General features: G+C 63.6%; 8 protein-coding genes. 3 read left to right on the top strand and 5 right to left on the bottom strand.

All coding sequences use genetic code 11. The features are described 5' to 3' along the window. Window positions 1-5: 5 nt before the first annotated feature. The 5 genes from L338_RS05945 to L338_RS05925 are packed head-to-tail and all read right to left on the bottom strand — an operon-like array spanning window position 6 to window position 7,674. Window positions 6-707: a TetR/AcrR family transcriptional regulator gene (locus L338_RS05945; RefSeq protein WP_022697456.1), complete on the bottom strand. Its 702-nt coding sequence runs from the start codon at window positions 705-707 to the stop codon at window positions 6-8. Between the two features lie 39 nt (window positions 708-746). After that, window positions 747-2,387: an AMP-binding protein gene (locus L338_RS05940; RefSeq protein ID WP_051122714.1), complete on the bottom strand. Its 1,641-nt coding sequence runs from the start codon at window positions 2,385-2,387 to the stop codon at window positions 747-749. Next, window positions 2,378-4,036: a carboxylesterase/lipase family protein gene (locus tag L338_RS05935; protein ID WP_022697454.1), complete on the bottom strand. Its 1,659-nt coding sequence runs from the start codon at window positions 4,034-4,036 to the stop codon at window positions 2,378-2,380. Before L338_RS05935 ends, L338_RS05940 begins: the two co-directional genes overlap by 10 nt. Continuing rightward, window positions 4,033-5,397, bottom strand: a complete 1,365-nt coding sequence (locus L338_RS05930; protein WP_022697453.1) for a spinster family MFS transporter — start codon at window positions 5,395-5,397, stop codon at window positions 4,033-4,035. The genes L338_RS05935 and L338_RS05930 overlap by 4 nt, the downstream gene beginning before the upstream one ends. Before the next feature lie 3 nt (window positions 5,398-5,400). Further along, window positions 5,401-7,674 carry a TonB-dependent receptor gene (locus L338_RS05925; RefSeq protein WP_022697452.1) on the bottom strand — a complete coding sequence of 758 codons (2,274 nt, stop codon included), beginning with the start codon at window positions 7,672-7,674 and terminating at the stop codon, window positions 5,401-5,403. Between the two features lie 278 nt (window positions 7,675-7,952). Here L338_RS05925 and L338_RS05920 point away from each other — a divergent pair, with 278 nt between their 5' ends. The 3 genes from L338_RS05920 (at window position 7,953) to L338_RS05910 (ending at window position 11,836) form a co-directional block, all read left to right on the top strand. Next, a complete protein-coding gene (locus L338_RS05920) occupies window positions 7,953-8,648 on the top strand; it encodes a TetR/AcrR family transcriptional regulator (protein WP_022697451.1) in 696 nt (231 codons plus the stop codon). Between the two features lie 199 nt (window positions 8,649-8,847). Continuing rightward, window positions 8,848-10,515 (top strand): MFS transporter, encoded by a 1,668-nt coding sequence (locus tag L338_RS05915; RefSeq protein WP_022697450.1) that lies wholly within the window; start codon window positions 8,848-8,850, stop codon window positions 10,513-10,515. After that, a complete protein-coding gene (locus L338_RS05910) occupies window positions 10,508-11,836 on the top strand; it encodes a hypothetical protein (protein ID WP_022697449.1) in 1,329 nt (442 codons plus the stop codon). Before L338_RS05915 ends, L338_RS05910 begins: the two co-directional genes overlap by 8 nt.

Raw genomic sequence — 11,836 nt, 5'->3', positions numbered from 1 at the left:
GCTTTTCAGGTCGCTCGGTCTGATTTCCGCTCTTCACAGACGGCGTGGAATCCGGCCGCCATGAACTCGGCCATGCGTTCCTTGACGGCCGGGAAGTCATCGGAGTCGCAGACGCCGCCGGAGAGTTTGTCGATCCGGCCCGTGCGCGCCAGCGTCAGCATGAGCGCGCCGGTCACGAAGTGATAGCCCCAGAAAATGTCTTCCTCCGAACAGTCGGGGAGCGCTTTCTTGAGAATATCGATCAGGCGCAAGACCACGGAATCGAAGTGCTTTTCCATCAGCTCGGCCCCCCATTCGGGGGTGTTCGCCACTTGCGCGGCGACGGCGAGCGCGTTCTTCCACGCCTTTCCGCCCTCGATATAGAGATCGAAATCGGTATCCAGAAAGGCGTGCAGCGCGCCTTCCACGGTCGGCTTGCCGTTCGCCGACTTTTCGTATTCGTCCAGCGCCTTCATCCGGCGCTCTCTCGAGACCGGGGCGCGGCGGGAAAACACCGCGTCGAACAGGGCTTTCTTGTCGTCGAAATAATAATGGATCAGCGTGTGATGAACATCGGCGTGCTTGGCGATGTCCTTCAGCGTAACGCCATAAAAACCGCGCCTGGAGAACAGGGCCTCGGCTGAATCGAGGATAAGCTCTATGGATTCAGCGCGGCGCTCCGCCCTTGTCTGGGGCTTGCGCCCGGATTTCGCATCATCAGAAGACAAAACTTGAGCTTTTCCGTCACCGATCAAGAGCAATGCCGCTCAGGAAACCGCCCGCTTGCCGGAAAACTGACCCTCGGCGCTGGACGCGTCCCTGTAGTCTGACCTCAGGCGAAGCTTGTCAATTTTGCCCGTCGGTCCCAGCGGCATGTTGTCCAGCCGCATGACCGCATCGGGAAGCCACCAAGACGCCACGCGGCCACGCAACGGCTCCAGCAATTCGTCATCGGTCACGGACTGGTTCTCCGCCAGCTCGACCAGAAGGATTGGACGCTCGCCCCATTTTTCGTCCGACCGGCCGATGACGGCGGCCTGCGAAACCTGCGGCAGGGCGCCGACAATGGCCTCGATCTCTGACGGATTTATCCACTCGCCGCCCGACTTGATCAGATCCTTGGCGCGGCCCGTGATGATAAGGTTTCCGCGGGTGTCTATCCGGGCGAGGTCGCCGGTATCGAACCAGTCCTCTTCGTCGGTCGCCGCTTCATCATGGCCGAAATAACGCTCTATCGCGGCGGAGCCCCTCACCCGCAGATGCCCCTCCGCGGCGCGCTGATCCGCCAGAGGCTCCCCTTCCGCGTCGGTCAGCAGGAGGTCCACGCCGACGGCTGGTCGGCCGGACATCCAGGCCTTGCGGTCGCTGTCGCCGGGCGCCGCGCTGACGCCCAGCGGCGAAAGTTCGGTCATGCCCCAGCTGGTCTGAACGGTCACGCCCAGCCGCCGCTCTATCCGGTCCATCAGGGCGGGCGCCAGGGCGGCGCCGCCCACCATGATCCGCCTGAGCGTCGGCAGGTCGCCGCCGGTTGCCTCGACATGCTCCAGCAGACCAAGCCAGACAGTGGGCACGCCGACGGCCATCGTCACGCCTTCGGATTCGATCAGCCGCGCCAGACTGGCGCCATCCGCCATACGGCCGGGAAGCACCAGTTTCGCCCCCGCCGCGGGCGCGGCGAAAGGCAGGCCCCAGGCATTGGCGTGGAACATCGGCACCACGGTCAGGACGGCATCGGCGGCGGTGAGCCCCATGACGTCGGCCTGTAGTTGCCGCAGCGTATGAAGATAACCGGAGCGGTGAGTATAGGTGACGCCCTTCGGCGACCCTGTCGTGCCGGAAGTGAAACACAGGCCGGAAGGCGAGGTCTCGTCGAAATCGCCCCAGACGACATGACCGTCAGCCCCGGCGAGGGCGTCTTCCAGCGTGGAGACGGACAAGTCCGGGTCTTCGCCGCGCCAGTCCGGCGCCGGACCATCGATCACCAGAATTTGTGAAACGGAGGCGGCCTCCGCCACGATCTTGCGGGCCAGCGGGGCGAGGTCGGCGCTGACGATCAGCACGCGCGCCTCTGACTGGTTCAGCATGGCGGCCAGCTGCGCGGCGGTCAGGCGGGGATTGAGCGTGTGGCAAACCGCCCCCATCCCCATGATGGCGTACCAGGCCTCGACATGAGCCTGGGTATTCCAGGCCAGCGTTGCAACGCGGTCGCCGAACAGGACGCCGCGCCCGGCCAGAGCCGCGGAAACCCGCAAAGCCCGCGCCTTCAGCGCCGCATATCCTGTCCGGTCGACCGCGTCCCCCCCGCGCCCGGTCACGACTTCCGCCTCCGGATGCCATTTGGCGGCGTGCTCGATGAACTTGTTGAGGGTCAGCGCATAGGGCTGCATCGCCCCGTCGGTCACTGGCATTCGGGAACCTGCGGAGGCAATGGCGGCGCGATGACGCCGACATTCCACGTCCATCCGACATCGGCCGCGCGGCGGCGGCACATCACCTCTTCATGCAGTTCGAACATGCCCGGCAGAAGATCGGTGTCCGCGCCGTGAGGCGCATCCGCGAAATACATATAGGCTTCGTCCGCGCCATAAGGCCGCCATGCGGGCTGGTCCGCCGCGGCGGGCGCGCCATCGCGCGCGAAAGACGTCCAGTAGCCGATCATCGCTTCGGAGAGCGCACGCTCCTCCGCCGTATCGGGGGGCGCCGGCCAGAACTCTGAAATGCGGTCGAGATTGCCGAACATGTAGGGCAGTTCGCTGGCGTGGAAGGCGTTGAGCCCGTTCTGGTCCGCCGCGGGATAGCCGTGATCGAAGATGTAGAGGAAACCGGGCTGACCGATATCCCCCTGCTTGCGAACAAGGCGCTCCGCCGTCCAGCCATACATGGCGTCGCGGGTCGCAGCGAGCATGGCCTCGTCGATGTCCCGTGAGGGATAGTGTTCCAGGGCGGCGCCGGCGAGATCGCCATAGCCTTTCCGGATTGCCGCTTCATAGTCTTCGGCGTTCGACGGCGCCTTGGGCAGGAGGAAGCGCAAAGACCGGATTTCACCGCTATTGAAGCCGGCCATGACCGGGACCGGCGCCTGTTGGCCTTCATCGAAGACGTTCACGGGCTGCCCCGGAAGCGTAAGACCGTCGACCGTGCCCCAGGGAATATAGCCAGCCTGCGCCGCCTTCTCGATCAGGGTCTGCGGCTCCATCGCGCGGAGCGCCGCAAGGTCTTCCGCCCCGACTTTTCCGGCGACATAAGCGCCCGTGGTTTCCGCGGAAGGCGCGCCGAAGCTCGCCTCCTTGAGTTCGGGCGTGGAGAGCATGTAGGCGCTCTGCGCAATCGCTTTGTCGAACAGGCCGCGCGCCGCCGGTGCGGTCATCAGATAGGTGACGCTGAGGGCGCCTGCCGACTCGCCGGCAATTGTCACATTGTCCGGGTCGCCGCCGAACGCGGCGATATTGTCCTCCACCCATTCCAGCGCGGCGATCTGGTCCAGGAGGCCGTAATTGCCGGAGACGCCGTCCGGCGATTCCGCGCTGAGTTCGGGATGGGCCAGATAGCCCAGAACGCCGAGGCGATAATTGATCGAGACATAGACGATGCCGCGCTTGGCGAACTCGGCGCCGTTATAGAGGGACTGGCTGCCCGCGCCGCTGGTCAGCGACCCGCCGTGAATCCAGACAAAAACCGGCGCGTTCGCGGCGTTTTCCGGGGCCCAGACATTCAGATTCAGGCAATCCTCGCTCGTGTCGGGCAGCGATGAATCGGCATAGATGCTGAAGCCGCGCCGGCGGGGCTGCATGCAGGCATTGCCGAATTCGCTGGCGTCGAGCGCATCATCCCACGCGGGAGCCGGCGCAGGCGGCGTCCAGCGCGCATCCCCGGTGGGCGGCGCGGCGAAGGGGATGCCCTTGAAAATCTTCAGGCCGTCCCGGGCCACGCCCCGGACCGGTCCCGATGCGGTGTCGACAACAGCATCGCCGCTTTCGGCGGTGCTGGCGCAGGCGGCGGTCGCCGCAACTAGAATGGCCGCCGACAGGGCAGGCGCGATACGGGATAGCAGGGTCATCGGGAGCGTCCTCCGGCTTCGGTTTCGCGGCTCAGAATGCGGCCCAACCAGAGGAAGAGCGCAATCGCGAGAAAATAGAACGGGATGAGCGTATAGAAGGCGATCTGCAGTGAATTGTCAGGGTGGCTGTCGCGGAAGAAATCGCTGGCCGCCCCGAGATAGGTCGGCCCCAGGCCAAGGCCGATCAAATTCATCACCAGCAGCAAAAGCGCCCCCGACAGCACGCGCTGGTTCGGCTTGACCTCTTCCTGGACCAGCGCCACGGCGGGCGACAGGTAGAAATAATTCAGAACCGTCGGCACGGTGAGGAACGCCATGGCGAGGGGCCATGTGGGCGCCCAGACAAAGCCGATGAAAAACGGCACCGCGACCACGAGGCCCGCCGCCGGGACATAGGCGTAGGCCGCTTTCGTGCGCCGCGACAGCCAGTCGACCAGCCGCCCGGACACATACATGCCGGCGCTGACGCCCAGCCCCAGCAACAACGCGTAATAGATGGCGATTTCGCCCAGCGTCATGCCCTTTTCACGCATCAGGAAGAGCGTGGTGAAATTGATCACGGCATAGGTCACGAACTGTGTGGCGCCGCTGGCGAACGCGATGAGCCGTAGCGAGGGATGCGCAAAGAACATCTTGCAGGTCGCGCGAAAGCTTTCCTGCGGCGGCGCGGCGGCCGGCGCCGGCGCGGGAGCGGGCGTATCGGCAACCGGTCCGGCGTCGAGGCCGCCGCGTTTGGGCTCGCGCACGAAGACCAGAACCGCCAGCGCGGTCACCACGCCGACAATGCCGATCGAGACGAACGCGTCGCGCCAGCTGAACGCCGCCGCGATGGAGGCGCCGAAAGCCACCCCGAGGGCGGCGCCGATCGGCGGCCCCATATTATAAATACCGAGCGCCCGCCCCCGCATGCCGGAGGGGAAATAATCCGAAATAATGGCGTAGGACGGCGGCACGCCGCCCGCCTCCCCGATGCCGACCGTCATACGGGCGATGACAAGCTGCGGATAGTTTCGCGACAGTCCACAGGCAATGGTCGCCGCGCTCCACAGGAAGCAGGCAAAGCCCAGAACGCGGACGCGATTGGTCTTGTCCGCCAGCCAGCCGACCGGAATGGCGATCAGGCAATAGAAGAGCGCAAAATACAGACCGCCGATCAGGCCCAGCTGACCGTCCGTGACGCCCAGATCGTCCTGGATCGGTTTGGCCAGGATCGACAGGAGCTGGCGGTCAAGAAAGTTCAGGACATAGACGAAGCACAACATGCCCAGCGTCCACCAGGCGCGCCCGCCCGGCCGCGCCGTCGCGGCGGGGCCTGAGGCGGGCGTATCGGCGGCTTCTATCGATGGCGAGCGCGCCGTCATCGATCAGTATTTATAGTTCAGCCGGACGCCGAATGTGCGCGGCCGCAGGGTGCTGAACCGGGCGTCGGCAAAGCCTTCCGGATGGGAATAGATCAGCGAGTGATCGTCGAAGGCGTTCTCAACATACAAGGTCGCCTTGAAGTGATCGCCGAAATCGGCCCCGGCCGACATGTTCACGGTCTCATAGGCTTCGGTCGGCGCGTATGTGGGCGATTGCACGCCCGGTTGACCCGGCACGTTGGGGAACTGGTTCGGATATCCCTGAACGTGACGCGCATTGACTGAAAGGAAACCGTCCACGGTCGCCGTGAGCGGTCTGGTATAGGTCAGGTAAGCCCCGCCCTGAAACTCCGGGAAGGCCAGCTGGATGCCCTTCACGGCGCCGGAAATCGCCGCCTCTTCAGGGGTCAGGTCCGTGACTTCGGAATCGTTGAACGAGCCGTTCAGACCGATGCTCAGCCCATCGACCGGCCTAGCGGTCATCTCGAACTCTATGCCCTTGCTGGTGGCGCCGCCGATATTGGTGGCGAATTGCACCTGGTCGGACACGCGGTTGGCCTGAACCTGAATATTGCTCCAGTCGATATAATAGGCGGCGAGGTTGGCCGACAGCTTGCCGTTGAACCAGTTCCCCTTCACGCCGATTTCGTAGTTCTTCAGATCATCCGAAGAGGCCCCGTCGGGAATGATGATGTCGTTCGGGTCGACGGAGCTGGGAAGGCCGGCGCGCGCATTGACCGCCGGCGCGCGGAAACCGGTCGAATAAGTCGCATAGGTCGTGACATTGTCGACCGGTTTGAATGATGCGCTCAGCTTGTAGGAGAAGCCCTTTTCGGTGCCCTTTTCCCCCGTCGCCGGCTGGATCTGGGTAACCGTGAGCGGGCCGGGAATGCCGAAGAGCGCATTCGTCAGATAGTTGCTGTTATAGCCGCCCTCGGCAAAGCTCTGGACGTCCAGAGAGCCGTAGCGCAAGCCGCCCGTGAGCCAGAAGCGGTCGCTGAAATTATAGGTCGCCTCGCCAAAGGCGGCGATCTCTTCCGAATTCGTGTGGTTGAAGGCGCGCTGGTAATATTCGTCCGGCAGGCCGGTCATCCCGAATGCGTCAAGGAAGGCGGGGTCGGAGCGGTAGAAAAGGTCCGTGTCCCGCCGCTTGTAATAATAGAACCCGCCCACGATCCATTGCAGACGGCTGTCCCCGCTGGAAACCAGCCGCGCCTCCTCGACGAACGCCTTGTCATAGGCGAAAGCGTCGAGAGCAAAGGGAATCGCGCCGCCGAAGGTGGCGTCCAGATCGATGATGAAGGATTGCGCGTAGTAGGAGTATGTCGTCGAGCTGGTGAAATTCGCGAAGCCCAGATCGTACTCGAACGTGGCGTTATAGGAGTCGAGATCCCCGCCAAAGACGTCCGGGCGGCGCGTGTTCCGCGTTTCGCGGTCCGGGTCGAGATTCGGGTTTATGAGCTGTGAGTCTTCGGGCTCGCTTTTCTCATGCAGAGCCATCAGGCGCACCGAGGCCTTGCTGGTCGGCTCCCACAGCAGGACTGCGCGGCCGCCCCAGTTCTCCAGCGTATTCGCATTATCCTCGCCGGTGCCGATATTCTCGACCCAGCCTTCCTCGTTCCGGTAGAAACCGACGACGCGGAGCGCCAGCTTGTCCTCGACCAGCGGCAGATTGACCATTCCGTTATAGCGTTGACGGAACGAGTCGCCGTCCGTCAGGCCGAAATCGACCAGCGCCTGGGCGTCAAAATCATTCAGATCCGGGCTTTTGGTGATGATGCGAACCGCGCCGGCCAGCGAGCCTGAGCCGAACAGCGTGCCCTGCGGACCGCGAAGGAATTCCACCCGTTCAACGTCGAACAGCGTCGAGTCCAGCTGGGTGGAGTTGCCGTTCGCCGAGATCGGCAATTCGTCGATATAGACCGCGACCGAATTCTGCAGGTTCGCCTGGTAGCCGTTCGTGGCGATGCCGCGCACGGAGAATGTATTGAAGTTCGCGGTCGGTTTGTTGAGGACCGCGCCCGGCGTTTCGAGCGCCAGCCCCTCATAGCCGACAATCCCCTTGGTGGTCAGCTCTTCCTGCGTGAAGGCGGTCACGCTGAGCGGCACGTCCTGAAGGTTCATTTCACGGCGGGTCGCCGTCACGACAATTTCGTCCGCCGCGCCCGTTTGTGTCCGGATTTCACCGGACTGGTCCGGCGCGGTCTGCGCCATAACGGCGGCTGGCGAAGCAAGAAACGCGACCGCAGACGCGGACGCAAACAGCACGTTTTTCATAACCTTATCCTCCCCATTAGCCGGTCTGTTGCCGACTATTCCCGGCACGCTACTGAAAATAATATTCACTGACAAGAGTGTGAATGACTTGCGCCCCTCCAAGCCGGGAGCTATCCCCGAAAGGATGGTTTCTGAATTTACCAGCGCGAATGAAGCGTTCTATCCGGTGCCTGGGGCGGAACACGCGGCCTGTCCGGTTGCGGTTAAAATTCAACTGTTTATGAACAATGCGGTAGCCTTCGCTCCCGTAAAGCAAAGGCGGCGGGAAAGGGGTTATCTTGCCAGCAAATCCTAATCCGCAGCGCAAACGCCAGACCAAGGCGGAGAAACGCGCCGAAACCATCGAGCAAATTCTCGATGTGGCGGAATACCTGTTTTCAAGGAATGGCTTGCACGGCGTCACGCTTAAGGACGTCGCCAAGCGCGTGGGCGTTCACCACACGCTTCTGAACTATTATTTCGACGACAAGCAGAAATTGTTCGATGCGGTTTTCGCGCGCCGCGCCGCGGTGACCAGCGAGCGCCGCATGAAGGCGCTGGACGCCTATGACGCGGAGACCGGCGGCAAGCCCACGGTCGAGGGCGCGCTTCACGCCTTCCTGGATACCGACCTCGATCTCTATATCGAAGGGGGCGAGGGATGGCGCAATTACGGCGCGTTGAGCGCCCAAGTCGCCAACACGCCGGAATGGGGCGCAGACATGATGGATCAGCATTTCGATCCAGTGGTCCTGCGCCTTATCGAGCTGTTGAAACAGGCCCTGCCGGACGCCGCGGAAGAAGATATTTTCTGGAGCTACCACTTCGTGTCCGGCGCGCTGATGCTGACGCTGGCGCGCACGGGGCGGATCGACAAGCTGTCCGGCGGATTGTGCAAATCCAGCGACTACGCGGCCGTCAAGGCGCGCATGGCGCATTTCATGGCCGCGGGCTTCTACAGGATTTGCGGCAAGCCGGAACAGGAAACCGGCTGATCGAATGAACCCGGACCGCGACGGCTTGGCGCACGTCGCGTTTCATGCATTAACTCACAAGAGAGCGAACGAATAATATTTCACGAAACGACGCGGATCGAGGCGCATCCATGAAACAGGGATCATAAGCAAGACCGCGGCAATCAAGGTCTGAAAGCCGGCGCAAGACCGGCCAGGCCATAAATGGGGAGGAACGCTTATGGCTGTCGGGGAAAACGCGGCGCCGGCCACTCATGACCCGAAGCAGAGCAAGGTCATGGTTATCCTGGCGTCGTCGCTGGGGACCATGTTCGAGTGGTTTGATTTTTATCTCTACGGCCTGCTGGCCGGGTATATTTCCACGCAATTCTTTTCCGGCGTCAACGAAACGACAGCCTTCATCCTGGCGCTGGCCGCCTTCGCCGCCGGTTTCGCCGTCCGGCCGTTCGGCTCCATCGTCTTCGGGCGCGTGGGCGACATCGTCGGGCGCAAATACACGTTTCTGGTCACGATGGGATTGATGGGCCTGTCGACCTTCGCGGTCGGCTTCCTGCCCAGCTATGACTCCATCGGCATTGCCGCGCCGATCATCCTTGTCGCGCTGCGCCTGCTGCAAGGCCTGGCCGTCGGCGGGGAATATGGCGGCGCCGCGACCTATGTGGCCGAGCACGCGCCAAAGGGCCGGCGGGGCTTTTTCACCAGCTTCATCCAGACCACCGCGACCATCGGGCTTTTCACCGCCCTGCTTCTGGTGATCGGCCTGCGCACGGTGATGGGGGAAGGGGCGTTCGCCGACTGGGGCTGGCGGATCCCGTTCCTGCTCTCGATCTTTCTCCTGGCGATTTCGCTCTGGATCCGGCTGCAACTGGCCGAGAGTCCGGTTTTCCAGAAGATGAAAGACGAAGGCTCGACCTCCAAGACGCCCTTGAGGGAAGCCTTCGGACGCTGGTCCAACCTGAAATTCGTGCTGATCGCCCTTTTCGGGGCCGTCGCCGGGCAGGGCGACATTGGCTATACGGGGCAGTTCTATACGCTGTTCTATCTGGAGCGCATCGCGGACGTCGATCCGGCGACATCCAATATCCTGCTGGTCATCGCGCTGATCATCGCCACGCCGACCTTCGTGTTCTTCGGCTGGTTGAGCGACAAGATCGGGCGCAAGAAAATCGTCATGACGGCGTGCGTTCTCGCCGCCCTGACCCTGTTCCCGCTCTTCAAGGCGCTGACCAACGCGGCCAATCCGGATTTCGCCCGGGCGGTGCGGGATGCGCCGGTCACCGTGGTCGCCCATGCAGATGAGTGTTCTTTCCAGTTCGACCCGGTCGGGAAGAACACGTTTGACGAGACCAGCTGCGATATCGCGAAAGCCTATCTGGCCCGCAACGGCATCAATTATTCCAATGCGGACGCGCCGGCCAGAACACCGGCGCAGGTGGGGATCGGCGAGACGGTCATCCCCGTTCCCGACCCCGCCAGCCAGGGCGAAACCGAACTGGCGGCGGAGATCGAGAATTTCCAGAGCCGGATCAGCGAACAACTGATCGCGGCGGGATATCCGAGCGAGGCCGATCCGCAGAAAATCAACCGGCCGCTGGTTATCGCGATCATCGTGACAATCATGCTGATGGTGACCGCGTCCTACGCGCCGCTGGCCGCGATGCTGGTGGAGCTTTTCCCGGCGCGCATCCGCTACACCTCGATGTCGTTGCCCTATCATATCGGCAATGGCTGGTTCGGCGGCTTCCTGCCGACCACCGCCTTCGCGCTGGTCGCCGCAACGGGCAATATTCATTATGGCCTGTGGTACCCGGTGCTGGTCGCGGGGATGACCGCGGTGGTCGGCATCGTCTTCCTTCCAGAAACATTCCGGAGGAATATCGATGACTGATCAGACACGCCGCGCCGAAGAAGGGACGACGACGCGCCGACGCTTTCTGGCCGCCTCGGCCGCCACGCCCCTGATCGCCGGGGGCAATCTGGCCGCAGCCGCGCCGGACCATGCCGGCGCCGTCGCCGCCGATTTGCAGCGATATATCGGGTTTGGCGGCAAACAATCGGGCGGTCCGGGCGATGAGGCCTGCGGCGCGTGGCTGGAAGCCGAACTTGCCAGGGCGGGCTTTAAAACAGACCGCCAATATTTCTCCGCGCCCTGGTTTGAAGCCGAACAGGCAGACCTTGCCGCCGGTGACGCGCGAGCCGCGCTGTGGCCGCAACCGATTGTGCAGACCACCCCGGCGGAGGGGATAACCGCCCCCATCGTGCGAGTGGACGCGCAGGGACTCGCCGCACAGCCGCTGCAAGGCGCCATTGCGCTGATCGACCCGCCCGCCGGCCGCTGGTCATCCATGTTCTGGGAGCCGGTCCGCAAACCCGTGGACGCCGCTTTCGCCGGGGGCGCGGCCGCTTGCGTGATCGTCACCAACGGGCCGACCGGCAAGGTCATCGCGCTGAACACCGATGGCCGTGAGCCGCTTCATCCAAAACCCATGGCTTTGCTGGCGCCCGAAGACGCCGCGCCTTTCTTCGCCGCGGCCATGGAAGGCCGGGAAGCCACCCTGAGACTGACCGGACAAGGCGGGCGCAGACAGGCCTTCAATCTGGTCGGGAAGCTGGACCGCGGCCATGGCCGCTGGCTGGTCGTCTCCACCCCGCGCTCGGGCTGGTTCACCTGCGCGGGGGAGCGCGGCGGGGGCATCGCCGCATGGCTTCACCTGGCCCGCTGGGCGGGCCGCGCGGCGCCGGGTTACGACCTCGCCTTCGTGTGCAATAGCGGTCACGAATACCAGTATCTGGGCGCCGAGGAATTGCTGCACAATGTGGCGCCGCCACCGGAAAAGACCGCGTTCTGGCTCCATCTGGGAGCCAATCTCGCCTCGCGCGACTGGCATGACGGGGTCGGGTCGCGCAGCCCGCTGCCCGGCGCGGATTCCCAACGCTATCTGGTGGTCAGCCCCGGACTTCTTCCCGCCGCGAGAAAGGAATTTTCCGGCCTGGCGGGACTGGAGGCGCCTTATGGAAGCGATCAGCTTTCGGCCGGCGAGCTGACCAATATCATCGAAGCGGGCTATGCCCCGGTCGCCGGCGTTTTCGGAGTTCACCGTTTTCATCACGTGGCGGAGGACGATGAACGCTGTGTGTCCGGCGAGAATGTCGCGGCGACCGTTACGGCGTTCCAGCGCCTGCTGGAGCGCGCTCTACAGGGAGGCTGA

Origin of the sequence: Euryhalocaulis caribicus (genome assembly GCF_000412185.1) — a bacterium.
Classification (GTDB): Bacteria; Pseudomonadota; Alphaproteobacteria; order Caulobacterales; family Maricaulaceae; genus Euryhalocaulis; species Euryhalocaulis caribicus.
The sequence above is the reverse complement of the archived record's forward strand: the minus strand, read 5'-3'. Positions and strand labels throughout refer to the sequence as shown.